At 71.4% G+C, this 24,399-nt stretch carries 24 protein-coding genes; 11 read left to right on the top strand and 13 right to left on the bottom strand.

What is annotated here, in order from left to right; genetic code table 11:
• Positions 1–8: 8 nt before the first annotated feature.
• Positions 9–833 carry a sugar phosphate isomerase/epimerase family protein gene (locus AC5WS8_RS25275; RefSeq protein WP_496105747.1) on the bottom strand — a complete coding sequence of 275 codons (825 nt, stop codon included), beginning with the start codon at positions 831–833 and terminating at the stop codon, positions 9–11.
• Positions 834–911: 78 nt separating this feature from the next.
• Complete coding sequence (locus AC5WS8_RS25270; RefSeq protein WP_496105746.1) at positions 912–1,844, bottom strand: Ppx/GppA family phosphatase; 933 nt, start codon at positions 1,842–1,844, stop codon at positions 912–914.
• Between the two features lie 71 nt (positions 1,845–1,915).
• Here AC5WS8_RS25270 and AC5WS8_RS25265 point away from each other — a divergent pair, with 71 nt between their 5' ends.
• Positions 1,916–2,785 (top strand): DUF3109 family protein, encoded by an 870-nt coding sequence (locus AC5WS8_RS25265; RefSeq protein WP_496105745.1) that lies wholly within the window; start codon positions 1,916–1,918, stop codon positions 2,783–2,785.
• 230 nt (positions 2,786–3,015) lie between these two features.
• On the opposite strand, the gene AC5WS8_RS25260 is transcribed toward AC5WS8_RS25265, so the two are convergent.
• A complete protein-coding gene (locus AC5WS8_RS25260) occupies positions 3,016–4,734 on the bottom strand; it encodes a BACON domain-containing protein (RefSeq protein ID WP_496105744.1) in 1,719 nt (572 codons plus the stop codon).
• A 227-nt stretch (positions 4,735–4,961) separates the two neighbouring features.
• Here AC5WS8_RS25260 and radA point away from each other — a divergent pair, with 227 nt between their 5' ends.
• On the top strand, positions 4,962–6,371 hold the full coding sequence (gene radA, locus AC5WS8_RS25255) for a DNA repair protein RadA (RefSeq protein WP_496105743.1): 1,410 nt from the start codon (positions 4,962–4,964) through the stop codon (positions 6,369–6,371).
• Positions 6,372–6,451: 80 nt separating this feature from the next.
• Positions 6,452–7,576, top strand: a complete 1,125-nt coding sequence (disA, locus tag AC5WS8_RS25250) for a DNA integrity scanning diadenylate cyclase DisA (RefSeq protein ID WP_496105742.1) — start codon at positions 6,452–6,454, stop codon at positions 7,574–7,576.
• 153 nt (positions 7,577–7,729) lie between these two features.
• Here disA and AC5WS8_RS25245 read toward each other — a convergent pair whose 3' ends face one another.
• Positions 7,730–8,536 (bottom strand): hypothetical protein, encoded by an 807-nt coding sequence (locus AC5WS8_RS25245; protein ID WP_496105741.1) that lies wholly within the window; start codon positions 8,534–8,536, stop codon positions 7,730–7,732.
• A 295-nt stretch (positions 8,537–8,831) separates the two neighbouring features.
• Here AC5WS8_RS25245 and AC5WS8_RS25240 point away from each other — a divergent pair, with 295 nt between their 5' ends.
• The 5 genes from AC5WS8_RS25240 (at position 8,832) to cseC (ending at position 13,418) form a co-directional block, all read left to right on the top strand.
• Positions 8,832–9,785, top strand: coding sequence for an HhH-GPD family protein (locus AC5WS8_RS25240; RefSeq protein WP_496105740.1), 954 nt, complete (start codon positions 8,832–8,834; stop codon positions 9,783–9,785).
• A gap of 358 nt (positions 9,786–10,143) precedes the next feature.
• Entirely contained in the window at positions 10,144–10,683 is a 540-nt protein-coding gene (locus AC5WS8_RS25235) for a SigE family RNA polymerase sigma factor (RefSeq protein ID WP_471499277.1), read from the top strand.
• On the top strand, positions 10,671–11,333 hold the full coding sequence (locus AC5WS8_RS25230; protein WP_496105739.1) for a hypothetical protein: 663 nt from the start codon (positions 10,671–10,673) through the stop codon (positions 11,331–11,333). Before AC5WS8_RS25235 ends, AC5WS8_RS25230 begins: the two co-directional genes overlap by 13 nt.
• A 25-nt stretch (positions 11,334–11,358) precedes the next feature.
• The gene (cseB, locus tag AC5WS8_RS25225) at positions 11,359–12,063 is read left to right on the top strand and encodes a two-component system response regulator CseB (RefSeq protein WP_496105738.1); all 705 of its coding nucleotides are present in this window, start codon (positions 11,359–11,361) and stop codon (positions 12,061–12,063) included.
• Between the two features lie 14 nt (positions 12,064–12,077).
• A complete protein-coding gene (cseC, locus tag AC5WS8_RS25220; protein ID WP_496105762.1) occupies positions 12,078–13,418 on the top strand; it encodes a two-component system sensor histidine kinase CseC in 1,341 nt (446 codons plus the stop codon).
• Positions 13,419–13,464: 46 nt separating this feature from the next.
• On the opposite strand, the gene AC5WS8_RS25215 is transcribed toward cseC, so the two are convergent.
• A complete protein-coding gene (locus AC5WS8_RS25215; protein ID WP_496105737.1) occupies positions 13,465–15,060 on the bottom strand; it encodes an MDR family MFS transporter in 1,596 nt (531 codons plus the stop codon).
• Positions 15,061–15,244: 184 nt separating this feature from the next.
• Here AC5WS8_RS25215 and AC5WS8_RS25210 point away from each other — a divergent pair, with 184 nt between their 5' ends.
• Together AC5WS8_RS25210 and AC5WS8_RS25205 are read left to right on the top strand one after the other, a co-directional pair.
• The gene (locus tag AC5WS8_RS25210; protein WP_496105761.1) at positions 15,245–15,832 is read left to right on the top strand and encodes a TetR/AcrR family transcriptional regulator; all 588 of its coding nucleotides are present in this window, start codon (positions 15,245–15,247) and stop codon (positions 15,830–15,832) included.
• Between the two features lie 4 nt (positions 15,833–15,836).
• Positions 15,837–16,091 carry a hypothetical protein gene (locus AC5WS8_RS25205; protein ID WP_496105736.1) on the top strand — a complete coding sequence of 85 codons (255 nt, stop codon included), beginning with the start codon at positions 15,837–15,839 and terminating at the stop codon, positions 16,089–16,091.
• A gap of 67 nt (positions 16,092–16,158) precedes the next feature.
• Here the strand turns inward: AC5WS8_RS25205 and AC5WS8_RS25200 are convergent, their stop codons facing one another.
• Entirely contained in the window at positions 16,159–18,681 is a 2,523-nt protein-coding gene (locus tag AC5WS8_RS25200; protein WP_496105735.1) for an ATP-dependent Clp protease ATP-binding subunit, read from the bottom strand.
• Between the two features lie 430 nt (positions 18,682–19,111).
• Here AC5WS8_RS25200 and AC5WS8_RS25195 point away from each other — a divergent pair, with 430 nt between their 5' ends.
• The gene (locus AC5WS8_RS25195; protein WP_496105734.1) at positions 19,112–19,747 is read left to right on the top strand and encodes an SCO3374 family protein; all 636 of its coding nucleotides are present in this window, start codon (positions 19,112–19,114) and stop codon (positions 19,745–19,747) included.
• Here AC5WS8_RS25195 and AC5WS8_RS25190 read toward each other — a convergent pair.
• The 7 genes from AC5WS8_RS25190 to nadC all read right to left on the bottom strand — a co-directional run bounded on the left by AC5WS8_RS25190 (position 19,726) and on the right by nadC (position 24,394).
• Positions 19,726–20,061, bottom strand: a complete 336-nt coding sequence (locus AC5WS8_RS25190) for a histone-like nucleoid-structuring protein Lsr2 (RefSeq protein ID WP_496105733.1) — start codon at positions 20,059–20,061, stop codon at positions 19,726–19,728. The genes AC5WS8_RS25195 and AC5WS8_RS25190 overlap by 22 nt on opposite strands.
• Positions 20,062–20,311: 250 nt before the next feature.
• Entirely contained in the window at positions 20,312–20,845 is a 534-nt protein-coding gene (locus tag AC5WS8_RS25185) for an amino-acid N-acetyltransferase (protein WP_496105732.1), read from the bottom strand.
• 9 nt (positions 20,846–20,854) lie between these two features.
• Positions 20,855–21,283 carry a BlaI/MecI/CopY family transcriptional regulator gene (locus AC5WS8_RS25180; protein ID WP_496105760.1) on the bottom strand — a complete coding sequence of 143 codons (429 nt, stop codon included), beginning with the start codon at positions 21,281–21,283 and terminating at the stop codon, positions 20,855–20,857.
• A 215-nt stretch (positions 21,284–21,498) separates the two neighbouring features.
• Positions 21,499–21,678: a hypothetical protein gene (locus AC5WS8_RS25175; protein WP_496105731.1), complete on the bottom strand. Its 180-nt coding sequence runs from the start codon at positions 21,676–21,678 to the stop codon at positions 21,499–21,501.
• A 69-nt stretch (positions 21,679–21,747) separates the two neighbouring features.
• Entirely contained in the window at positions 21,748–22,425 is a 678-nt protein-coding gene (locus AC5WS8_RS25170) for a hypothetical protein (RefSeq protein ID WP_496105730.1), read from the bottom strand.
• A gap of 177 nt (positions 22,426–22,602) precedes the next feature.
• Positions 22,603–23,406 (bottom strand): type III pantothenate kinase, encoded by an 804-nt coding sequence (locus AC5WS8_RS25165; RefSeq protein ID WP_496105729.1) that lies wholly within the window; start codon positions 23,404–23,406, stop codon positions 22,603–22,605.
• A 10-nt stretch (positions 23,407–23,416) separates the two neighbouring features.
• On the bottom strand, positions 23,417–24,394 hold the full coding sequence (nadC, locus tag AC5WS8_RS25160; protein WP_496105728.1) for a carboxylating nicotinate-nucleotide diphosphorylase: 978 nt from the start codon (positions 24,392–24,394) through the stop codon (positions 23,417–23,419).
• Positions 24,395–24,399: the final 5 nt, after the last annotated feature.

The raw sequence follows: 24,399 nt of genomic DNA, 5'->3' as shown, positions 1-24,399 counted from the left end.
GCGGCCGCTCAGCGGCGGGGCACCCGGACCGCCGACGCCAGGTGCAGCCGGGTGAAGGCGAGGGCCTCGGCGAGGTCGGCCTCGCGCTCGGCGCCGGACAGGGCGCGGCGGGTGTTGACCTCGATGACGACGTGTCCGTCGAAGCCGCCCCGAGCCAGCTGCCCGAGGACCTCGGCGCAGGGCTGCGTGCCGCGGCCGGGGACGAGGTGCTCGTCCTTGTTGGAGCCGTTGCCGTCGGCGAGGTGGACGTGGCCGAGGCGGTCGCCCATGCGGTCGAGCATCCGCAGGGCGTCCGTGCGGGCCGTCGCGGCGTGGCTGAGGTCGATCGTGAAGTGCCGGTAGTCGTCCTTCGTGACGTCCCAGTCGGGGGCGTACGCGAGCATCTCGCGGTCCCGGTAGCGCCACGGGTACATGTTTTCGACGGCGAAGCGCACATCGGTCTCGTTCGCCATGCGCCAGATGCCGTCGACGAAGTCACGCGCGTACTGGCGCTGCCAGCGGAAGGGCGGATGGACCACGACGGTGCCGGCGCCGAGCTTCTCGGCGGCCGCGCGGGCCCGCTGCAGCTTGACCCAGGGGTCGGTGGACCACACGCGCTGGGTGATCAGCAGACAGGGGGCGTGGACGGCGAGAACGGGGATCCGGTGGTAGTCACTGAGCCGGCGCAGCGCCTCGATGTCCTGGCTGACCGGGTCGGTCCACACCATGACCTCGACCCCGTCGTACCCGAGGCGCGCGGCGATCTCGAAGGCCGTCGCCGTCGACTCCGGGTAGACGGAGGCCGTCGACAGCGCGACCTTCGCATCCGGGACGCGCACCGCTGGTTCTGCCACGAGGGACAGGGTACGGGGTGCCTCCGGCCCGTGGGCCGGGAGTGGCGGGCGGGGGTGGCCGAGGTCACTCCCCTCCGCTCACGCCGAGCCCATGTGATCCAGCCGCCGCAGGATCACGCCCTCCCGCAGTGCCCAGGGGCATATCTCCAGCGTCTCGACGCCGAACAGGTCCATCGCCGCCTCCGCGACCAGCGCCCCGGCGACGAGCTGGCTCGCGCGGCCGTCGGAGACGCCGGGGAGTTCCGCGCGCTGCGCGGCCGTCATCCCCGCGAGCTGAGGCACCCAGCCCTCCAGGGACTCCCGCTTCAGCTCGCGCTGCACGTACAGGCCCTCGGCGGAGCGGGCGGCCCCGGCGAGGCGGGCGAGCTGCTTGAACGTCTTGGAGGTGGCGACGACGTGGTCGGGCGCCCCGATGCGGCTGAACTCGCCGACCGTGCGGGCGATCTCGGTCCGTACGTGGCGGCGCAGCGCCCTGACGTCCTCCGGGTCGGGCGGGTCGCCGGGCAGCCAGGCCGCGGTGAGCCGGCCGGCGCCGAGCGGCAGGGACACCGCGGCGTCGGGGTCCTCGTCGATGCCGTAGGCGACCTCCAGGGAGCCGCCGCCGATGTCGAGGACGAGGAGTTTGCCCGCGGACCAGCCGAACCAGCGGCGCGCGGCGAGGAAGGTCAGCCGGGCCTCCTCCTCACCGGTCAGTACCTGCAGTTCGACGCCGGTGGCGTCCTCGACGCGGGCGAGGACCTCGTCGGCGTTGTCGGCCTCGCGCACCGCGGAGGTCGCGAACGGCAGCAGGTCCTCGACGCCCTTGTCCTCGGCGGCCTGGAGGGCGTCCCGGACGACGGCGATCAGCCGGTCCACGCCCTCCGGGCCGATGGCTCCGTCGCCGTCCAGGAGTTCGGCGAGCCGCAGCTCCACCTTGTGCGAGTGCGCGGGCAGGGGGCGCGCGCCGGGGTGGGCGTCCACCACCAGCAGATGCACCGTGTTCGAACCCACGTCGAGGACACCGAGTCTCATGTACGGAACGCTACTGCCCGCGCGGGTGTCTGCCGTCCCCGGAGCGGGCCGGGGCCACTTACTCTGGAGGCGTGCCAAAGACGAAAAAGGCGAAGGCCGACAAATCCTCCAGGGGATCGAAGGATTCTTCGCAGGCGAAGGCGTCCCCGTCCGAGAAGGCCCCGAAGATGGCGAAGAAGGCCCCGAATGCGAGCGACGAGAAGGGGCTCGACTTCGCGCGCGCGTGGGTGGAGTTTCCGGATCCGGCCGACGAGGAGCAGGTCTTCCGGTGCGATCTGACATGGCTGACCTCTCGCTGGAACTGCATCTTCGGGAGCGGCTGCCAGGGCATCCAGGCGGGCCGCGCGGACGACGGGTGCTGCACGCTGGGGGCACATTTCTCGGACGAGGACGACGAGAAGCGGGTGGCCGAGCATGTGGCCCGGCTCACGCCGGACATCTGGCAGCACCACGGGGAGGGCACGCGCGGCGGCTGGGTCTCGGTGGACGACGAGGGCTCCCGCCAGACCCGCCCCTTCCAGGGGTCCTGCATCTTCCAGAACCGGCCGGGGTTCGCGGGCGGCGCGGGCTGCTCGCTGCACATCCTGGCGCTGAGGGAGGGCCGCGAGCCGCTGGAGACCAAGCCGGACGTGTGCTGGCAGCTGCCGATCCGGCGCACGTACGAGTGGATCGACCGGCCCGACGACACCCGGGTACTGCAGGTGTCGATCGGTGAGTACGACCGCCGGGGCTGGGGTCCGGGCGGCCACGACCTGCACTGGTGGTGCACGTCGGCGACATCGGCGCACGGCGCGGGCGAGCCGGTGTACGTCTCGTACCGGGCGGAGCTGACCGAGCTGATGGGCAAGGCGGGGTACGACCGCCTGGCCGAGCTGTGCGAGCAGCGCCTGGCGTCGCAGCTGCCGCTGGTCGCACCGCATCCCGCGGATCCCGTGGCCTGACGGCAGGGACAAGGCGGCCTGCTGGTGCCGCGGCACCAGTGCCGCAACAGGCAACGTTCGCCCGTCGAGGAGCGACGTCCGGTGCGTGCTCTCGGTGTGCCGGCCGGAAGCCCTCGTACTGGACGTACTTGGGCTTTCGGCCGGTGCGGCGAGTGGGGGTCCCCCCTGCTCGAAGAGCTTGGGGGAGCGTGCCGGGCGCCGTGACGGGGCGAACGTTGCCTCTCGCGACACTAGGTGGGGCTCGGCGCGCCGCCGTCGGTGGGCGGCGGGCTGGAGGCCGGCGGGTCGGAGGGCGACGGGGTGGAGCTCGGCGGACCGGTGGGGGTCGGGTCGCCGGGGGTCGGGCCGGAGCCGGGCGGCGGAGCGGTCGGCGAGGGGTCGGACGGGGCGGTACGGGTGGGGGTGGGGCCCGGGGCGGACGGGCCGGCCGCGCCGTAGCCGTCGATCGTGACGACGGCGCCCGCGGGGGCCACCGCGACCTGCGCGCGCCAGGGGCCGGAGGGCTCGCGGAGGTGGTCCACGAGGACCCGGACCGTGAACGACGCGCCGGGGTCGAGGGTGCCCGAGGACTGGTTCGGGTAGAGCCAGGAGGCGCCCGTCGTCACGGACCACTGGAGCGGTGCGCTGCCGGACGCCGTGAGGGTGATCAGGGTGGTGGTGCCGTCGTTGCGGGCCGCCACCGCCAGGTGTCCCTGCTCGGGGGCGCCCATCGCCACGCCGACGACCTCCACGGAGACGTCGGGCGCGCGGCCGTCCTTGCCCGGGAAGCGGCCGCCGGGCCTCGCGCCGGCGTTGCCCGCGTTCTCGTAGCCACCCGCTCCCCCGCCGCCGAGCGACGCGGTGTCCCGAACCTCGCGCGCGGTGGCCGGGCGGCCGTCGGCGGCCTCGCCGGTGAGGGGGCCGCGGTAGGCGGCCCACAGGGCGAGCACGGGGGCGGCGACCACGGTGGCGACGACGGTCGTGGTGACGGCACGCGCGCGGAGGCGGTCACGGCGGGCGGCGTGGTCCTTCGGGTCCAGGGGGAAACCGCGCCGGTCGAAGCGGGGGGCGCCGCCACGCGCGCGTGCGGCGTGCGTCATCGCGGACTGCAGGGCCGCGCGCGGGGCCTGGAGGACGGGTAGCGCGGCGGGGGTGACGCTGGTGCCGGGCCAGCTGCCGGGAACGGCGCGCTCGGCGGTGCGGCGGCAGCGCGGGCAGTCGTCGACGTGCCGGACGAGTTCGCGGCGCAGGGCGGCGCTGAGAACGAGCCGGTGGTCGCCGGTGAGCCGGGAGACGCCCGGACAGGTGCCGGTCTCGACGACGGCGAGGGCGGCGCGGGTGCGCTCCACCTCGCAGGCGGCGGAGGCCAGCAGGTCGCGGGCGGCGGTGGGGTCCAGGCCGAGCACGGCGGCGATCTCGCGGGCGGGGAGCTGGTGACGCACCGCGAGTTCGAGCGCTTCGCGCTGCTCGGGGGTGGTGCCGGCCGCCTCCGGCCAGGCGAGCTGGGCGAGCTCGCGGCGGCGCAGCTCCTCGTACTCCTCGGTCGGCTCGGGGGTGGCGCCGACAGTCCGGGCGGCGCGCCGGTCGGCGGCCTGGGCGGTCGCCCGGGAGTCGCGGTCGCGCCCGGCCCTGCGGTGCCGTCGCGCCTCGGCGAGGCGGCGCAGGCAGGACCAGCGGGCGAGGGCGTACAGCCAGGCGCGGTGGTCGTCGTGGGACCGCGGACCGCGGGTGCCGCGGCGCTCGGCGAGCGCCAGGGCGTCCCCGAGGGCCTCGGTCGCCGCGTCGTGATCACACAGCACGGACAGGCAGTAGGTGAACAGTCCGTCCACATAGGGGTCGTAGCGCGCGGGCAGGCGCTGCGCCAGGGTGCGAGGGGTCGCGCCACAGGAGGCGCTTGCCCGCTGGCGCGCGTCCTCGCGCGCCGGGTGTGCGCCGGTGGCGTGCGTCGGGATCTCCGGCCTGCTGCTCATCACCCGTGCGACCGTAGGCGGCGATGACCGGCACCTTCTTCCTCCTTGAGCACTTTTACTCCGTACGGGTGAAACGATCCCTCATAAGGGGACAGGAGCGATGTATTCCGCGCCCCCCCCGGGTCGTTCCGCGGGGAGGGCCGCCGGCTTGTGGGTGCGGACCGAGGAGCGCCCCTCCGCCACGGGCGCCGGGCCCGTTGTCAGTGGCCCCCGCTACGGTTTCGTGCATGGCTGCCCGTACGAAGACCTCCAAGGACCGGCCGTCCTACCGCTGCAACGAGTGCGGCTGGCAGACGGCCAAGTGGCTCGGCCGCTGCCCCGAGTGCCAGGCCTGGGGGACGATCGAGGAGTACGGCGCGCCCGCCGTGCGGACGACGGCACCGGGCCGGGTGACCACCTCCGCCGTGCCGATCGGCCAGGTCGACGGGCGGCAGGCCACCGCCCGCTCCACCGGTGTGCCCGAACTGGACCGCGTCCTCGGCGGCGGACTCGTACCGGGCGCGGTCGTGCTGCTGGCGGGCGAGCCGGGGGTCGGCAAGTCCACGCTGCTGCTCGACGTCGCGGCCAAGGCGGCGAGCGACGAACACCGCACCCTCTACGTGACCGGCGAGGAGTCCGCGAGCCAGGTGCGGCTGCGCGCCGACCGCATCGGAGCCATCCACGACCACCTCTACCTGGCGGCGGAGACGGACCTCGCGGCCGTCCTCGGCCACCTGGACGCGGTCAAGCCGTCGCTCCTGATCCTGGACTCCGTCCAGACCGTCGCCTCCCCCGAGATCGACGGCGCGCCCGGCGGCATGGCCCAGGTGCGGGAGGTCGCCGGGGCCCTGATCCGCGCCTCCAAGGAGCGCGGCATGGCCACCCTCCTGGTGGGTCACGTCACCAAGGACGGCGCCATCGCCGGTCCGCGCCTGCTGGAACACCTCGTGGACGTCGTCCTGCACTTCGAGGGCGACCGGCACGCGCGTCTGCGTCTCGTCCGGGGCGTCAAGAACCGCTACGGCGCCACGGACGAGGTCGGCTGCTTCGAGCTCCACGACGAGGGCATCACGGGGCTGGCGGACCCGAGCGGCCTGTTCCTGACCCGCCGCGACGAGCCGGTCCCCGGCACCTGCCTCACCGTCACCCTGGAGGGCCGCCGCCCCCTGGTGGCCGAGGTGCAGGCCCTGACCGTCGACTCGCAGATCCCCTCACCGCGGCGTACGACGTCCGGCCTGGAGACCTCCCGCGTCTCGATGATGCTCGCCGTGCTGGAACAGCGCGGCCGGATCAGCGCCCTGGGCAAGCGGGACATCTACTCCGCGACCGTCGGCGGGGTGAAGCTGTCCGAGCCGGCCGCCGACCTGGCGGTCGCGCTGGCGCTGGCGAGCGCCGCGAGCGACACCCCGCTGCCGAAGAACCTGGTCGCGATCGGCGAGGTCGGACTCGCCGGGGAGGTGAGACGGGTCACGGGTGTCCAGCGGCGCCTGGCCGAGGCCCACCGCCTGGGCTTCACGCACGCGCTCGTACCGGCCGATCCGGGGAGGATCCCGGCCGGGATGAAGGTGCTGGAAGTGGCGGACGTGGGGGACGCGCTGCGGGTCCTGCCCCGCTCCCGTCGCCGTGAGGCCCCACGGGACGAAGAGGACCGCCGGTAGACTTTCCCCTGGTCTCGCCTGTCCGTACGACCGCGTGTGCGACACGGGAGTGCCCCAGAACCTGCGACCCGAGGAGTGCAGTGGCAGCCAACGACCGGGCAGCAGCTCCCGGAAAGTCCGGTGGGAGTGCCGGTTCCGATCGCCTGATGCGCGCCTCGCTGAGCGCCGTGGCACCCGGCACGCCTCTGCGTGACGGCCTGGAGCGCGTGCTCCGCGGCAACACCGGTGGTCTCATCGTGCTCGGCTCGGACAAGACCGTCGAGGCGATGTGCACCGGCGGTTTCGTCCTGGACGTCGAGTTCACGGCGACGCGCCTGCGGGAACTGTGCAAGCTGGACGGCGCGCTGGTGCTCTCCTCGGACCTGTCCAAGATCCTCCGGGCCGGTGTGCAGCTGGTCCCGGACCCCACGATCCCGACGGAGGAGACCGGCACGCGGCACCGCACGGCGGACCGGGTGAGCAAGCAGGTCGGCTTCCCGGTGGTCTCCGTCTCGCAGTCGATGCGGCTGATCGCGCTGTACGTCGACGGGCAGCGCCGCGTCCTGGAGGACTCGGCGGCGATCCTGTCCCGCGCGAACCAGGCCCTGGCCACCCTGGAGCGGTACAAGCTCCGCCTGGACGAGGTGGCCGGGACGCTGTCCGCGCTGGAGATCGAGGACCTGGTGACGGTCCGGGACGTCTCCGCGGTGGCGCAGCGGCTGGAGATGGTGCGCCGTATCGCCACCGAGATCGCGGAGTACGTGGTCGAGCTGGGCACGGACGGCCGTCTGCTCGCCCTGCAGCTCGACGAGTTGATCGCGGGCGTGGAGCCCGAGCGCGAACTGGTGGTCCGCGACTACGTGCCGGAACCGACCGCCAAGCGTTCCCGCACGGTCGAGGAGGCGCTGGCCGAACTGGACGCCCTGAGCCACGCGGAGCTCCTGGAGATGTCCACGGTCGCCAAGGCGCTCGGGTACACCGGCTCCCCCGAGGCGCTCGACTCGGGAGTGTCCCCGCGCGGCTTCCGCCTCCTGGCGAAGGTCCCGCGCCTGCCCGGCGCGATCATCGAACGCCTGGTGGAGCACTTCGGCGGCCTGCAGAAACTGCTCGCGGCCAGCGTGGACGACCTGCAGACGGTGGACGGCGTGGGCGAGGCCCGGGCGCGGAGCGTACGCGAGGGGCTGTCGCGACTGGCTGAGTCCTCGATCCTCGAGCGGTACGTCTGACCGACGGCCGAGCCGGAACGGGGGCACGGCGCCGTACCGGGCACCGCGTCCCACGGCACCCCGTCCCACGGCACCGCGCGGCTCAGCTCGCCGCATCGAGTGCTGCGCCCGGATCGACGGCTGCTACCGGCCCCGTTGCGCCGATACCGGACCTCAGTCCTTGGACAGCACGAACGACGTCTGGGTCTTCGGGAAGCCGGGGACCTTCGCCTCGACCAGGTAGGTGCCCGCCGTCGCGGAACCGGCCGGTGGCGTCGCGCAGTTGGGTGCGCTGTGCTTGCGGTCCCACTGCACGCTGTAGGTGACCTGCTCGTTCGCGGGCACCCGGAACAGCGCGGCGCCCGAGCCGCCGGGGCAGTCCGCCGACGTCCAGAAGGGGGTGCCGGTCCCCGCCTGAGTGATCGTCAGCACGGCGTACTTGGGGCCGAGGTCGACCTTGCAGTCGCTGCCGGTGGTGTTCTTGGCGATCAGCTCGAAGGTGGGGGTGTCCGCGGGCCCGTAGGCGTTGTGCAGGCTCCGCAGGGTCAACTGCACCGTGCTCGATGTGCAGTCGGGCAGGGAGGCGCCGCCGCCTGCGGGAAGCCGGTCGGCGGAAGAGCCGCCGCCACCACCGCCCCCGGTCCCGTCGTCCGAGCCACCCGATCCGGCGCCGCCCGTGCCGGCGGAGGTCCCGGAGCCCGACGGTCCGGCGGACCCGGAACCCCCTCCACCGCCCGACTCGTCGCGCCCGCCCGGGTGTTGACTGATCGCGGGCCCCGTACCGGACGGACCCGGTGTGATCGACGACGTGGGATGCTTGCCGTTCGAGCCGTCCGCCTTGTTCCTCCCGCCGCCGCCGGAGGAGGTGACCACCCACACGACGAGGAGCGCCAACAGGGCGACCACGGACAGCACTACGGCCCTCCGTCGCCAGTAGATGGAGGAGGGAAGCGGCCCGACCGGATTGCGCAGAGATCCCACGGCGCAAACTGTACGAGAGATCTCCCCCACACCCGGCCCCACCCACCGCCAGGGCCACAACTTTTCCTGATCATCATCTCGGAGAACCGCGCCGGCCGAGCCGCGGCCCTCGGGGCGGTGCCGGCAACCGCCGCCGGACGCACGCGGGAAGGTGCGCGCCCGGCATCCGCCGCGGCAGGGGACGCACCCCCGCCCCGGCCGCGCCGCCAGGGGCCACGAGAGGTCATCCCGGGAAAAACCACCCCGAGCCGGTCCCCCACCCGACCACCCCCGGCATGGCAGGATCGACTACGCCATGACTGCACCCACCGCCCCCGCCACCGCCCCCGCCCAGACCGACGACACCTCCGGCTCCACCGCCACCGGCCAAGCCCCCGGCACGGCCCTGCACGGCCCGGTCATCGCCTGGTTCGAGCAGCACGCCCGTGATCTTCCGTGGCGGCGCCCGGAGGCCGGGCCCTGGGGCGTGATGGTCAGTGAGTTCATGCTGCAGCAGACGCCGGTGAGCCGTGTCCTGCCCGTCTACGAGCAGTGGCTCAGCCGCTGGCCCCGCCCCGCCGACCTGGCCCAGGAGCCCCCCGGTGAGGCCGTCCGCGCCTGGGGCCGCCTCGGTTACCCCCGCCGCGCCCTGCGCCTGCACGGCGCCGCGGTCGCCATAACGGAACGGCACGGCGGCGACGTCCCCGCCGACCACGGCCAACTGCTCGCCCTTCCCGGCATCGGCGAGTACACGGCCGCCGCCGTCGCGTCGTTCGCCTACGGCCAGCGGCACCCGGTGCTCGACACCAATGTGCGCCGGGTCCTGGCCCGCGCGGTCACCGGCGTGCAGTACCCGCCGAACGCCACCACCGCCGCCGAGCGCAGGCTCGCCCGCGAACTGCTGCCGGACGACGAGCGCACCGCCTCCCGTTGGGCCGCCGCCTCGATGGAACTGGGCGCGCTGATCTGCACGGCGAAGAACGAGAACTGTCACCGCTGCCCGATCGCCACACACTGCGCCTGGCGGCTGGCCGGGAAGCCCGAGCACGACGGTCCGCCGCGCCGCGGGCAGACGTACGCGGGCACCGACCGTCAGGTGCGCGGCCGGCTGCTGGCCGTGCTGCGGGAGGCCGTGGGCCCGGTGCCGCAGTCGGTGCTGGACCGTGTGTGGGACGACCCCGTCCAGCGCGCCCGCGCCCTGGACGGCCTGGTCTCCGACGGCCTGGTGGAACCCCTCCCGGGCCGCCTCTACCGCCTGCCCCTCACCTGATCCCACCGAGCGTCCCGCTCGGTGACGTCACAGCCGGTCCCTGGCTCCGTCACAGCAGCGCCCCTGCCACATCACAGCGTCCCGCCGTCGATTCACTCGACAAATCACCCCATACCAACCCCAACTCCCGTCTGCCTTTACCCCGTTCCTCCACCTGTTACACAACCGACGGACAGCCGAGTGCTCTCCGACGCCTGGAACGGACAACGCCGTGACAACTCGTCCGTAACTTCATATGCGTGCCGCCGCAAGCGTGGCACCCGGGCTCGTGACGAGCCCGTTTGAGGTGTGAGAAACCGGCCGGGCTGCGGGACGCAGCCGGACCAAGGGTCGGACACGGGGATCGGAGGCGGTTGGAATGGCGCACGGTGAGGTGCTCGAGTTCGAGGAGTACGTACGCACCCGGCAGGACGCGCTGCTGCGCAGCGCGCGCCGACTGGTCCCCGACCCCACCGACGCCCAGGACCTGCTGCAGACCGCACTGGTGCGCACCTACGGCCGCTGGGACGGCATCGCCGACAAGCGGCTGGCCGACGCCTACCTGCGCCGCGTCATGATCAACACGCGGACCGAGTGGTGGCGTGCGCGCAAACTGGAGGAGGTCCCCACCGAGCAGCTCCCGGACGCGTCGGTCGAGGACTCCACCGAGCAGCACGCGGACCGCGCCCTGCTGATGGACGTCCTGAAGGTGCTCGCTCCCAAGCAGCGCAGTGTCGTCGTGCTGCGACACTGGGAGCAGATGTCCACGGAGGAGACGGCCGCCGCCCTCGGCATGTCGGCCGGTACGGTCAAGAGCACGCTGCACCGGGCGCTCGCCCGGCTCCGGGAGGAGCTGGAGGCACGCGACCTGGACGCACGCGCGCTGGAGCGTGAGGAGCGGGAGCGTTGCGCGGCCTAGGTACCAGGGCCATACAGCCCAGCGGAGCCCTGAAGGCGGTGACGGCGGCGATGGCCGTGGTCGCCGCCCTCGGGCTTTTCGTCGCCGCCTGCGCCACCGGCGGCACGGGCGCCCGGGACGAGGGTCCCGCGGGAAGCGACCCGATGATCGTGGGTGCCGCCACGCCGTCACCCTCGCCCTCACCCACCGCCAAGGAGCCCACGCGAGCCGAGGTGGTGAAGATCGTCAAGGACGACCCGCAGGTCGCCAGGGTGGTCAAGGAGGACCTGAAGCCCTGCGTGGCCGACGAGTATCCGGTCGACGTGTCCTATGGCGACCTCACCGGCGGCGACGTCGACGACATCGTGGTCAACGTGATGACGTGCGGTGACGCGGTCGGGGTCGGCTCGTACGTGTACCGGATGAAGAACCACAGGTACCAGAATGTGTTCAAGGCCGAGGAGCCGCCGGTCTACGCGGAGATCGACCGCGGCGACCTGGTGGTGACCCAGCAGATGTACCAGAAGGGCGACCCGGTGTCGTACCCGTCCAGCGAGGAAGTGATCACCTACAGCTGGAGGACCAGTCACTTCGCCGAGATCTCCCGTACACGCAACGTGTACAGCAACGCGGTGGGCAACAGCGGTACCGCCGCCCCCACCAAGAACTGACAGCGACCCCTACTGAGAGCAGCGGATGGCAGAGCAGACACACGTCCTGTTCGTCGAGGACGACGACGTCATCCGCGAGGCCACCCAGCTCGCACTGGAGCGGGACGGTTTCGCGGTGACCGCCATGCCCGACGGTCTGTCGGGACTGGAGGCGTTCCGCGCCCGCCGCCCCGACATCGCCCTGCTGGACGTGATGGTTCCCGGCCTCGACGGGGTCAGCCTGTGCCGGCGCATCCGCGACGAGTCGACCGTGCCGGTGATCATGCTGTCCGCGCGCGCGGACTCGATCGACGTGGTGCTCGGCCTGGAGGCGGGCGCCGACGACTACGTGACCAAGCCCTTCGACGGGGCCGTGCTGGTGGCGCGCATCCGTGCGGTGCTGCGCCGCTTCGGGCACGCGAGCGGTGCCGGCCGGGCGGGCGAGGACACCTCGCCCGGGGACGACGGGGTGCTCACCTTCGGTGACCTGGAGGTCGACACCGAGGGCATGGAGGTCCGGCGGGCCGGGCAGCCGGTGGCCCTGACGCCGACCGAGATGCGGTTGCTGCTCGAGTTCTCTTCGGCGCCCGGCACCGTGCTGTCGCGCGACAAGCTGCTGGAGCGGGTGTGGGACTACGGCTGGGGCGGGGACACCCGTGTCGTCGACGTCCATGTGCAGCGGCTGCGCACCAAGATCGGCCAGGACCGGATCGAGACGGTCCGCGGCTTCGGCTACAAGTTGAAGGCGTGAGCGGGGACAGGAGCATGCGGGGGATCATCGGCCGCCTCGTCCCCGAGGACGCGGCCATACGCACCGGTCTGAGATGGAAGCTCAGCGCGGCGATCGCCCTGGTCGGGGCGCTGGTCGCGATCGCGCTCAGCCTGGTGGTGCACAACGCGGCGCAGGTGTCGATGCTGAACAGCGCACGCGACCTCGCCTTCGAGCGCATCCGGGTGGCGCAGCGGATGTACGAGACCGGGCGCACCCAGACCTTCGGAACCAAGATCGACGATCCGGCCATCCCGCAGGACCTGCTGGAGAAGGTCATGCAGGACAGGAGCGCCACCTTCGCGTCCTGGGACGGCGACGGGGTGCCGGACACCTGGGCCGCCGTACCGCTCAAGGACGGCCGGGTGTTGTCCCTGCACATCCGCACGGACCGCAGTGTCGGGGTGATCAAGGACCTCGACCAGGCCCTGATCATCGGTTCGATCGCGGTGGTCCTCGGCGGCTCCGCCCTCGGTGTGCTGATCGGCGGGCAGCTGTCGGGGCGGCTGCGCAAGGCGGCGGCCGCGGCGAACCGGGTCGCCAAGGGCGAGACGGACGTGCGCGTGCGGGACGCCATCGGCGGTGTCGTACGCGACGAGACGGACGACCTGGCGCGGGCGGTGGACGCGATGGCGGACGCGTTGCAGCAGCGGCTGGAGGCGGAGCGCCGGGTCACGGCGGACATCGCGCACGAGCTGCGTACGCCGGTCACGGGCCTGCTCACGGCGGCGGAGCTGCTGCCGCCGGGCCGTCCCACCGAACTGGTGCTGGACCGTGCGAAGGCCATGCGCACCCTCGTCGAGGACGTGCTGGAGGTGGCCCGTCTGGACGGTGCCTCCGAGCGGGCGGAGCTGCAGGACATCCTGCTGGGCGAGTTCGTGACCCGGCGGGTGGCCGCGAAGGACGCGGACGTCGAGGTCAGGGTGATCCACGAGTCGGAGGTGACCACGGATCCGCGCCGTCTGGAGCGGGTGCTGTTCAACCTGTTGACGAACGCGGCACGGCACGGCAAGCCGCCCATCGAGGTGTCCGTCGAGGGCCGGGTGATCCGGATACGGGACCACGGGCCCGGCTTCCCCGAGGAGCTGCTGGCCGAGGGCCCGAGCCGGTTCCGTACCGGCAGATCGGACCGCTCGGGCCAGGGCCATGGCCTGGGCCTGACGATCGCCGCGGGGCAGGCGCGGGTGCTGGGCGCCCGGCTGACGTTCCGCAACATCCGGGCGCCCGGGGTGCCGGAGCAGGTGCCGGCCGAAGGGGCGGTGGCGGTGCTGTGGCTGCCGGAACACGCTCCGACGGCCACCGGGAGCTTCCCCATGCTGCCACCGTCGACCAGCTGACCCCACCCCGAAGCACCCGGGGGCCTCGAGCCGGAGCCCGTGCCGGTCAGACGGCCTCTGCAACCGCCGGCGGCACATCCGCGGCGTCCCCAGCCGCACCTCCGGCCTGCTTGTCCGGGCCCGCCCCCCGCAGCGGGACCTCCTTCACGAACACCGCCGCCGCCAGCGCCACCACGGCCACCACCGCGCCGAGCACGAACGCCGAGTGCGTCCCCGCGGACACCGCGTACTGGTACGCCTCCCGCGCGGCCGTCGGCAGCTTCTCCATGCTCTTCGCGTCCAGCGACGCCGACTTCTCGGTCACCTTGGACCCCAGCGCACCGGCCCGCTCGGCCATCACGTGCTGGACCCGGTTGTTGAACAGCGCGCCCATGATCGCGACGCCGAAGGAGGAGCCGAGCGTACGGAAGAGGGTGGTGGAGGAGGACGCGACGCCCATGTCCCGCATCTCGACGCTGTTCTGCGCCACCAGCATGGTGATCTGCATCAGGCAGCCCATCCCGGCACCCAGCACGGCCATGTACACACCGGAGGTGAACCGGCTGGTCCCCGTGTCCATCTGCGACAGCAGGAACAGGCCCACGATCATCAGCACACTGCCGACCACCGGGAACACCTTGTACCGGCCGCTGTTGGTGGTGACCCGCCCCGCGATCATCGACACCACGAGCATGGCGCCGAGCATGGGCAGCAGGAGCAACCCGGAGTTGGTCGCGGACGCCCCCTGCACGGCCTGCTGGTACAGCGGCAGGAACAGCGTCGCACCGAACATCACGAACCCGGTGATGAAGCCGATCGTCGACATCAGCGAGAAGTTCCGGCTGCGGAAGATGTGCAGCGGCACGACCGGCTCGGCGGCCCTGGTCTGCCAGTACACGAATCCGACGAGCGCGGCGACACCGATCCCGATCAGCTCCATGATCCGCGCGGACGTCCAGGCGTACTGGCTCCCGCCCCAGGTGGTGACCAGCACGATCGAGGTGATGCCGACGGTCAGCAGCGCGGCCCCGAGGTAGTCGACGCGGGTCTGGGAGCGCTTCTTCGGCAGGTGCAGCACCGCGCTGATGGCGACGAGCGCCACGACACCGAGCGGCAGGTTGATGTAGAAGGCCCAGCGCCAGCCCCAGTTGTCGGTGATGGTGCCGCCGACCAGCGGACCGCCGATCATCGCGAGCGCCATGACGCCGGCCATCATGCCCTGGTACTTGCCGCGCTCCCGCGGCGGGATCAGATCGCCGATGATGGCCATGACGCCGACCATGAGACCGCCGGCGCCGAGGCCCTGGACGGCCCGGAAGCCGATGAGCTGGCCCATGTTCTGCGCCATGCCGCTGAGCGCCGATCCGGCCAGGAAGATCACGATCGACGTCATGAACGAGCCCTTGCGCCCGTACATGTCGCCGAGCTTGCCCCACAGCGGAGTGGCGGCGGCGGTGGCCAGGGTGTACGCGGTCACCACCCACGACAGGTGTTCGAGGCCGCCCAGCTCGCCCACGATGGTCGGCATCGCCGTGCCCACGATCATGTTGTCCAGCATCGCGAGCATCATCGTGATCATGAGTGCGAGCAGGACGACCCGTATGCTCCGAGGCTGTTTCTCGCTCTTCTCGCCGCCGGCGGCCGGCGCCGCGCTGTCCGCCATGGTCCCCAACTCCCCTTGGTACTGCCGGCCGTCCGGCTTCTTACTTGCCGTCCGGCTAGTTCACTACACTGGGGAAGGTAGCCAGTAACTAGCCGGGCGTCAAGTAAGTTTCGTAGGCTCGGCCAGGAGGCCTGTGCACAGGCTCTCCGGAAGGGCGAGGAGTACGAGGATGGGCGGCACCACCATGGACGGCACCAAGCGGCAGCGGCGCGGGGACACCCGCCAGCGCATCCAGGACGTGGCCCTCGACCTCTTCGCCGAGCAGGGCTACGAGAAGACCTCCCTGCGGGAGATCGCCGAGCGCCTGGACGTCACCAAGGCCGCGCTCTACTACCACTTCAAGACCAAGGAAGAAATCCTGGTCAGCATCTTCGAGGACCTGACCCGCCCGATCGAGGAGCTCATCGAGTGGGGCAAGGCGCAGCCGCACACCCTGAAGACCAAGCAGGAGGTGCTGCGCCGCTACAGCGAGGCGCTGACCGGTGCGGCGCCGCTCTTCCGCTTCATGCAGGAGAACCAGGCCACGATCCGCGAGCTGAGCATCGGCAACCAGTTCAAGGACCGGATGCTCGAGATGGGGGACATCATCCGGGATCCGGACGCCTCCCTGACCGACCAGGTCCGCTGCATCAGCGCACTGTTCACGATGCACGCGGGGATGTTCGTCCTGCAGGAGGTCGAGGCCGACCCGGAGGCCAAGCGGCAGGCGGTCCTCGAGGTCGCGATCGACCTGGTCACGCAGGCCCACTCGGGCGACGGGACGGCACGGTGACCGGATGGCCCCGGGACGCGGCGGCCGGTACGGCCACCCGGGCACGTGTCCGGGACGTACGGGAGGAGGCGTTGCGAAGATCGACGAGCTGATCGCCCGCACCCCGCCGACCGGCGGCACCGACCCGGCCTTCGAGCAGCGCAGCCTCGCCCGCACCGCCACCAGGCACAGCCATCTGACGATCTACGGCATGCACCTCCCACTTCCGCGATCTCCTGCCGTGCCCCCCGTCATCGAGAAGACCGCCAGCGTGCTGTGACCGCACGGAAAAGGGGCTGCCCCGGGACCGTAGTCCCGGGGCAGCCCCTCCACTCACCCCGAAGGGGTCAGTCCTTGCTCAGGTTCGGCCCGGCGCCACCGGCCGCCTGCTCGATCGGCGGAACGTCCGGCAGGGCCGACTTCTCCTCGCCACGGAAGGTGAACGTCTGGGCGTCGCCCTCGCCCTCCGTGTCGACGACCACGATGTGGCCCGGACGCAGCTCCCCGAAGAGGATCTTCTCGGACAGGGTGTCCTCGATCTCCCGCTGGATCGTGCGGCGCAGCGGCCGGGCGCCCAGCACGGGGTCGTAGCCCTTCTTCGCCAGCAGCTCCTTCGCGGACTGGGCGAGCTCGATGCCCATGTCCCGGTCCTTGAGCCGCTCGTCGACCTTGCTGATCATCAGGTCGACGATCCGCAGGATGTCCTGCTGGGTCAGCTGCGGGAAGACGACCACGTCGTCGACGCGGTTGAGGAACTCGGGCCGGAAGTGCTGCTTGAGCTCGTCCGAGACCTTGTTCTTCATGCGCTCGTAGTTGGTCTTCGTGTCACCCGCGGCGGCGAAGCCGAGGTTGAAGCCCTTGGAGATGTCCCGGGTGCCGAGGTTGGTCGTCATGATGATGACCGTGTTCTTGAAGTCGACGACCCGGCCCTGGGAGTCGGTCAGACGACCGTCCTCCAGGATCTGCAGCAGCGAGTTGAAGATGTCCGGGTGGGCCTTCTCGACCTCGTCGAACAGGACGACCGAGAACGGCTTGCGGCGGACCTTCTCCGTCAGCTGGCCGCCCTCCTCGTAGCCCACGTATCCGGGCGGGCTGCCGAAGAGACGCGACACCGTGTGCTTCTCGCTGAACTCCGACATGTCGAGGGAGATCAGCGCGTCCTCGTCACCGAACAGGAACTCGGCGAGCGCCTTGGACAGCTCGGTCTTACCGACACCGGACGGGCCCGCGAAGATGAACGAGCCACCCGGACGCTTCGGGTCCTTCAGACCCGCACGCGTACGGCGGATCGCCTTCGACAGCGCCTTGACGGCGTCGTTCTGGCCGATGACCCGCTTGTGCAGCTCCTCCTCCATGCGGAGCAGGCGGCTGGACTCCTCCTCGGTCAGCTTGAAGACCGGGATGCCCGTGGCCGTGGCGAGGACCTCGGCGATCAGCTCGCCGTCGACCTCGGCGACGACGTCCATGTCGCCGGCCTTCCACTCCTTCTCCCGCTTGGCCTTCGCGGCGAGCAGCTGCTTCTCCTTGTCGCGGAGGGAAGCCGCCTTCTCGAAGTCCTGGGAGTCGATCGCGGACTCCTTGTCCCGGCGGACGGCCGCGATCTTCTCGTCGAACTCGCGAAGGTCCGGCGGCGCGGTCATCCGGCGGATGCGCATCCTCGATCCGGCCTCGTCGATCAGGTCGATCGCCTTGTCCGGCAGGAAGCGGTCCGAGATGTAGCGGTCGGCCAGGGTGGCGGCCTGGACCAGGGCCTCGTCCGTGATGGAGACGCGGTGGTGCGCCTCGTAACGGTCGCGCAGGCCCTTGAGGATCTCGATGGTGTGCGGCAGGGACGGCTCCGCGACCTGGATGGGCTGGAAGCGGCGCTCCAGGGCCGCGTCCTTCTCCAGGTGCTTGCGGTACTCGTCGAGCGTGGTCGCACCGATGGTCTGCAGCTCACCGCGGGCGAGCATCGGCTTCAGGATGGAGGCCGCGTCGATGGCGCCCTCGGCGGCACCCGCACCGACCAGCGTGTGCAGCTCGTCGATGAACAGGATGATGTCGCCGCGGGTGCGGATCTCCTTGAGCACCTTCTTCAGGCGCTCCTCGAAGTCACCGCGGTAGCGGGAGCCGGCGACCAGCGCGCCCAGGTCGAGGGTGTAGAGGTGCTTGTCCTTGAGGGTCTCGGGCACCTCGCCCTTGACGATGGCCTGCGCCAGGCCCTCGACGACGGCCGTCTTGCCGACGCCGGGTTCGCCGATGAGCACCGGGTTGTTCTTGGTACGGCGGGACAGCACCTGCATGACCCGCTCGATCTCCTTCTCGCGCCCGATGACCGGGTCGAGCTTGGACTCACGAGCGGCCTGGGTGAGGTTCCGGCCGAACTGGTCCAGGACGAGGGAGGTCGAGGGCGTGCCCTCGGCCGGGCCGCCCGCGGCGGCGGTCTCCTTGCCCTGGTAGCCCGACAGCAGCTGGATGACCTGCTGGCGGACACGGTTGAGGTCTGCTCCGAGCTTGACCAGGACCTGGGCGGCGACGCCCTCGCCCTCGCGGATCAGGCCGAGCAGGATGTGCTCCGTGCCGATGTAGTTGTGGCCCAGCTGAAGGGCCTCGCGGAGCGACAGCTCCAGGACCTTCTTGGCACGGGGGGTGAAGGGGATGTGCCCGGACGGGGCCTGCTGGCCCTGGCCGATGATCTCCTCCACCTGCTGGCGGACCGCCTCGAGCGAAATCCCGAGGCTCTCCAGGGCCTTAGCGGCGACACCCTCACCCTCGTGGATCAGGCCCAGGAGGATGTGCTCGGTGCCGATGTAGTTGTGGTTGAGCATCCGGGCTTCTTCCTGAGCCAGGACGACAACCCGCCGCGCGCGGTCGGTGAACCTCTCGAACATCGTTAATCGCTCCTCAGAGCGGTCAGGCAGTGGGGGGAACTTCCCCTCCCTGTCCTTCCGCAGCTTAGTCCCGCAAGCGGGGACCGCTCATTCCAACTGCCGACACCGTCCTTGGCCTCCTGACCCCGAACGCCGACATCTGCTCCAACCCGATGGTGCGAGACGATGTTCCCGCAGGCCAGGCAGATACCCCAGTCGCCAGTACGCCGATGGCGAACGTGAGACAGCCTCTCCCGCGCAACGCCCCCTCCCACTAGGGATGTCTTACCCGTCCGCACCGACAGTCCATGCCGCGCGCACCATTTCCCTCCGCTACGGGCGAACATCCTTGCGCCGCGGAACGCTCCCGAACGCCCCGCTTCTCGTCACTCGGAGCAATCGGTCGGCCACTCAGCGTAACTCGACCGAGGCCCGGAAGGTTGGTCCGTACATGGTCCCCAAGGTCCACCCGGTGCCCGTTCCGCGACGGCCCCTCGATCTCGGCACGAGCGCCGCGGTGCGTCAGTGGTACGAGAGCGAGCTGGGCTGGGCGACGGCGCCCGGAGAGCCGGTGGGGCTGGTCACAGGGGTGCGCTTCGACGTGCTGGAGGTGCCCGCGGAGGCCGGTTTCGCCGCGCTCAGACATCTGGGGCCCGCGTCCCCGGTCGCGCTGTGCGCCGGGCGGATGCGACTGCTGGTGGCGGCGGGCAGTGCGGAGGAGCTGCCGGGGCTGCTCGACTGGCTGGAGTGGGGAGCGCTGGCCCTGGACCTCACGGCCACCGGCACGGGCGGGCGGACGGAGGCACCGCTGCCGCCGGCATGTGCGCCGGGTCCGGTGCCCCCGGATCCGGCCGGCACCCCGGGATCCCGGCCGCTTCCCCTGGACCGGGCCGTTTCACAGGGGGCCGCCGTCTGGTTGCGGCCCCCCGAGCCGGGGTGCGAGGTCGAACGGGCGCTGCCGACGCTGTCGGCCGTGGGAGGCGGTGGAGGCGCCCCCGATCTGGTACGGCTGGTCGACACGGTGGCCACACAGTGCCACCGGGTCCGGCTGCGGCGCGCGAGCGCTCAGCCCATCGCCTTCTCGTAGGCCTCGCGGATGGTCGCCGGGACACGGCCACGGTCGTTGACCTCGTAACCGTTCTCCTTCGCCCAGGCGCGGATCTGCGCGGTGTCCTGGCCGCCCGCGGAAGCGGCACGGGCCTTTCCACGCCCGCCCGAAGCACGGCCTCCGGTACGGCGGCCGCCCTTCACATACGGCTCGAGAAGGCCGCGCAGCTTGTCCGCGTTGGCAGTCGTGAGATCGATCTCGTACGTCTTGCCGTCCAGCGCGAACGTAACGGTCTCGTCCGCCTCGCCACCGTCGAGGTCGTCGACAAGAAGGACCTGAACCTTCTGTGCCACCGGATTTCCTTTCATCGATAACTTCAGGGCCGAGGGTCTGCGGCCGGTGCCGCCCGTTTCGCGTCCCCTGTTATATGCAGTACTGCAGTACGTCGGAAAGCAAACCGCTTTTGCCGGAAAAACACAAACCCCCGGGAGAGACCGGCGGGCGGCCGGGAGACCGGAAACATGCGCGTTTCGGACATAGGGAACCTGGGCAAGGTCGTCCGGCCGAAGCACGGCCGAATAGTGCCGGACCATCGCCCGGCGATCACAGATGCAGAAGCATCCGGCTGTTGCCCAAGGTGTTCGGTTTCACCCGTTCGAGACCGAGGAACTCCGCCACGCCCTCGTCATAGGAACGCAAGAGCTCGGCGTAGACATCCTGGTCCACGGGCGTCTCACCGATCTCGACGAAGCCGTGCTTCCCGAAGAAGTCGACTTCGAAGGTGAGACAGAAAACGCGGCGAACGCCGAGCCAGCGGGCGGTCTGCAGCAACTTCTCCAGCAACTGGTGGCCGACGCCCAGCCCCCTGGCCTCGGGCATCACCGCGAGTGTGCGGACTTCCGCCAGGTCCTCCCACATCACGTGCAGTGCGCCGCAGCCGACGACCTCGCCGTTGTCGTCGCGTTCCGCGACCCAGAACTCCTGGATGTCCTCGTAAAGCGTGACGGTGGGTTTGTCGAGCAGGATGCCGCGGCGGACGTAGGAGTCGAGGAGACGGCGCACCGCCGGGACATCGCTCGTCCTGGCCCGCCGGACGGTGATGGCTTTTGCGGTGGCTCCGGGGCTCTTCGCTGGCATGAGCGGACGCTATCGCCCGCTGTCGCCCTCCTCCGAGGCGGGGTTGTTCTCCTCGGGCGTCCGGGCCGGGTTCTCGGGGCCCGTTTCGGCGCTCGGGGGCGCCTGCCTGCTCTCCGGGCCCTGCACGATGCGTACCGCGTCACGGAGTGCCTGTCTCTGTTCCTCGCTCATCATGCCGAAGAAGGCGACGAGCGCGGCGGCGGGGTTGTCGCTCTGGGACCAGGCGTCGTTCATCAGTGCGGCCGCGTAGGCGGCACGGGTGGAGACCGCCTCATATCGATAGGCCCGGCCTTCCGCTTCCCGGCGGACCCAGCCCTTCTGATGGAGATTGTCCAAAACGGTCATCACCGTGGTGTAGGCGATGGACCGTTCCTGCTGAAGGTCTTCCAGGACTTCTCGAACGGTCACCGGGCGGTTCCACTTCCACACCCGCGTCATGACCGCGTCTTCGAGTTCTCCCAATGGGCGAGGCACCTTCAGCACAATAGTGGGAGAAGTCGCCAATGGCTTGCTGAACGGGCACCTATGTCACAAACCACAACAAAAAGGACGCGCGACTCCGAAAGACGCTCAGTGGATGACCTCGGAGGATGAGTCGTGCGCCCGGGTGGCACGGGGTGCCCCCGGAACGCCCGGGGACCGCCGCTGCCGGGTCAGGCGTCGGCGTCCCGGGGCTTGCGGGGGGCGCTTTCCGCGTGCGCGAGGGCCGCGTCGACGGCGGCGTCCTCCTTGGCCTTGTTGGCGCCGCCCTGGGTCTTCACGATCAGCCGGATGAGCCCGACGAAGAACACGGCCATGACGACCGGGGGCACGAGCGCGGAGACGTAGTCCATTCCTCAAGAGTAGCCATGGTGTCCGATGGATCCCGGTCGGGTGGGCGTTACCGGAATGTGCCGGACCGGCTAGCCCGCCGCGAGCTGCCCGCGGGATCCGTGCGACCGGTGCGAGTGGGCCGGGGGACTCGGCTTCCGCTTCGGCGGGAACACCTCGCCGGGGGTCGGGATCGGGCGGCGCGCCGGGCGCGGGGCCTGCGGCTCGCGGCCGGGAGCGGGTTTCTCCGGCTTGCGCTCGGGCTTCCGTTCGGGTTTGCGGTCGGGCTCGTCGGGTCGCTCCTCCTCGCTCGCACGGCCGCCGGGAAGCGCCGTCAGATGGCCTCGGCAGGCGGGGACCGCGGTCTTGCGGGGAGCGGGGTGCGCGCGTGCGCCGGACTCGGCGAGGTCCCGGCAGCGGTCGAGCAGGGCGGCGGCCAGGGGGTTGCCGCACAGGGTGCTCAGCGCGGCGAGGTCGTCCGGGGCCGGGCGGTAGCCGGCACGGAGGGCGTCCCGGAGGAGGGCGAGGTAGCCGCCTGCCGCGCCGGGCAGGGCGGCACGGTAGCGGGCGAGGTCGGCCAGCAGGAAGGCCCTCAGGCGGTCACCCTCCCGCACCGCCGCGTCGACGGACTCGGCGAGGCGGAGGCAGTCCTGGACGTCCTCGGCGGAAGCGGTGCGGGGGTTCAGGGCGAGGGCGAGGGCGCGGCGGAGCACGCGCAGCTCCTCCGCGCCGAAGGCCAGGGCGCCTCGGGATCCGTGTGGCGTGGGCATGCGGTGACGCTACCGCTAATCGGACAAAAGGGGCATGTTAGCGGTGTCGTGTCGCTCTGAGGTTCCCCCGGGTGGGGGCCGCGGTGCGCCGACTCGCCCCGGGGGCATTGCTGTGACGGCGGATGCCACGCCGTCGTGGCCGGTCGCACGGTCCCCCGTGCCCCTTTCGGGGGTGCTTCAGCCGGCCATGCGTGACACGTTCCGTTCGTAGACCAGCCGTAGGCCGATCAGGGTCAGCCATGGTTCGTGCTCGTCGATCACCTTCGCCTCGCCCAGGACCATGGGAGCCAGGCCGCCCGTGGCGATGACCGTGACGGCCTCCGGGTCGTCCGTCAGTTCTCTCGCCATGCGGGTGACCACGCCGTCCACCTGGCCCGCGAAGCCGTAGACGATGCCCGCCTGCATCGCCTCGACCGTGTTCTTGCCGATCACCGCGCGCGGCCGGGCCAGTTCGATCTTGAGGAGCTGAGCGCCGCGGGCGCCGAGGGCCTCCACGGAGATCTCGATGCCGGGGGCGATCACACCGCCCGCGTACTCGCCGCGCGCCGAGACCGCGTCGAACGTCGTCGCCGTGCCGAAGTCCACGACGATCGCCGGGCCGCCGTAGAGCTCGACCGCCGCGACCGCGTTGATGATGCGGTCCGCGCCGACCTCCTTGGGGTTGTCCATCAGGATCGGCACGCCCGTCTTGATGCCGGGTTCGACCAGGACGGCGGGGACGTCGCCGTAGTAGCGGCGGGTGACCTCGCGCAGTTCGTGCAGGACGGACGGGACCGTCGAGCAGATCGCGATGCCGTCGATACCGTCGCCCAGGCCCTCGCCGAGCAGCGGGTGCATGCCCATCAGCCCCTGGAGAAGGACCGCCAGCTCGTCGGCCGTGCGGCGGGCGTCGGTGGAGATGCGCCAGTGCTCCACGATGTCCTCACCGTCGAACAGGCCGAGGACGGTGTGCGTGTTGCCTACGTCGATGGTCAGCAGCATGGGGCTCTACCTACTCCGCCGCTCGCAGGTCCAGGCCGATGTCCAGGATCGGGGAGGAGTGCGTGAGCGCCCCGACCGCCAGGAAGTCGACACCCGTGTCCGCGTACGCCTTGGCGTTCTGCAGGGTCAGACGGCCCGAGGCCTCCAGCAGGGCGCGGCCGCCGACGATCGCCACCGCCTCCTCGCACTCGCCGGGGGTGAAGTTGTCCAGCAGGATCAGGTCCGCTCCCGCGTCGACGACCTCGCGCAGCTGGTGCAGGGTGTCGACCTCGACCTCGATCGGCACGTCCGGGAACATCTCCCGGACCGCACGGAAGGCCTCGGCCACACCTCCGGCCGCCACCACGTGGTTGTCCTTCACCAGGGCCGCGTCCGACAGGGACATGCGGTGGTTGACGCCGCCGCCGCACCGCACCGCGAACTTCTCCAGGGAGCGCAGGCCCGGCGTGGTCTTGCGGGTGTCCCGTACGCGCGTGCCGGTGCCCTCCAGGGCGTCCGCCCACGCACGCGTGGCCGTCGCGATGCCGGACAGGCGGCACAGGATGTTCAGCGCACTGCGCTCGGCGGTGAGCAGGTCGCGGGTGCGGGTGGTGACGGTCAGCAGCTTCTGGCCGGCCTCCACCCGGTCGCCGTCGTCCACGTGCCGCTCGACCTCGAACTCGTCGGTGCAGACGACCGAGATCACGGCCTCGGCGACCCTGAGGCCCACCACGACGCCCGCCTCGCGCGCGGTGAAGTCGCCGGTGGCGACCGCGTCCTCGGGGATCGTCGCGACCGTCGTCACGTCCACGCCGTGGTCCAGGTCCTCCTGGATGGCGACGTTCGCCAGGTCCTCGACCTCCACCGGGTCGAGCCCGGCGTCGGCCAGGAGCTGGGCGAGCGCGGGGTCGAGCCCGCACTCCAGGTATTCCTCGTCGCCGTCGGCGCCGCAGGCGCAGCCGTCGCCGCAGCCGCCGTTCGGGGCGAGGGGAAGGTCGTCGGTGCTCACTTGTG

Source organism: Streptomyces sp. PTL18 (assembly GCF_059510295.1).
The sequence above is the reverse complement of the archived record's forward strand: the minus strand, read 5'-3'. Positions and strand labels throughout refer to the sequence as shown.

Excerpts from the sequence above, each read along its gene's own strand:
- AC5WS8_RS25270 (WP_496105746.1), bottom strand. The coding sequence starts at position 1,844 with ATGAGACTCGGTGTCCTCGACGTGGGTTCGAACACGGTGCATCTGCTG.
- AC5WS8_RS25260 (WP_496105744.1), bottom strand. The coding sequence starts at position 4,734 with ATGAGCAGCAGGCCGGAGATCCCGACGCACGCCACCGGCGCACACCCG.
- radA (WP_496105743.1), top strand. The coding sequence starts at position 4,962 with ATGGCTGCCCGTACGAAGACCTCCAAGGACCGGCCGTCCTACCGCTGC.
- AC5WS8_RS25240 (WP_496105740.1), top strand. The coding sequence starts at position 8,832 with ATGACTGCACCCACCGCCCCCGCCACCGCCCCCGCCCAGACCGACGAC.
- AC5WS8_RS25235 (WP_471499277.1), top strand. The coding sequence starts at position 10,144 with ATGGCGCACGGTGAGGTGCTCGAGTTCGAGGAGTACGTACGCACCCGG.
- cseB (WP_496105738.1), top strand. The coding sequence starts at position 11,359 with ATGGCAGAGCAGACACACGTCCTGTTCGTCGAGGACGACGACGTCATC.
- cseC (WP_496105762.1), top strand. The coding sequence starts at position 12,078 with ATGCGGGGGATCATCGGCCGCCTCGTCCCCGAGGACGCGGCCATACGC.
- AC5WS8_RS25215 (WP_496105737.1), bottom strand. The coding sequence starts at position 15,060 with ATGGCGGACAGCGCGGCGCCGGCCGCCGGCGGCGAGAAGAGCGAGAAA.
- AC5WS8_RS25210 (WP_496105761.1), top strand. The coding sequence starts at position 15,245 with ATGGACGGCACCAAGCGGCAGCGGCGCGGGGACACCCGCCAGCGCATC.
- AC5WS8_RS25205 (WP_496105736.1), top strand. The coding sequence starts at position 15,837 with ATGGCCCCGGGACGCGGCGGCCGGTACGGCCACCCGGGCACGTGTCCG.
- AC5WS8_RS25200 (WP_496105735.1), bottom strand. The coding sequence starts at position 18,681 with ATGTTCGAGAGGTTCACCGACCGCGCGCGGCGGGTTGTCGTCCTGGCT.
- AC5WS8_RS25195 (WP_496105734.1), top strand. The coding sequence starts at position 19,112 with ATGGTCCCCAAGGTCCACCCGGTGCCCGTTCCGCGACGGCCCCTCGAT.
- AC5WS8_RS25185 (WP_496105732.1), bottom strand. The coding sequence starts at position 20,845 with ATGCCAGCGAAGAGCCCCGGAGCCACCGCAAAAGCCATCACCGTCCGG.
- AC5WS8_RS25180 (WP_496105760.1), bottom strand. The coding sequence starts at position 21,283 with ATGACGCGGGTGTGGAAGTGGAACCGCCCGGTGACCGTTCGAGAAGTC.
- AC5WS8_RS25175 (WP_496105731.1), bottom strand. The coding sequence starts at position 21,678 with ATGGACTACGTCTCCGCGCTCGTGCCCCCGGTCGTCATGGCCGTGTTC.
- AC5WS8_RS25170 (WP_496105730.1), bottom strand. The coding sequence starts at position 22,425 with ATGCCCACGCCACACGGATCCCGAGGCGCCCTGGCCTTCGGCGCGGAG.
- AC5WS8_RS25165 (WP_496105729.1), bottom strand. The coding sequence starts at position 23,406 with ATGCTGCTGACCATCGACGTAGGCAACACGCACACCGTCCTCGGCCTG.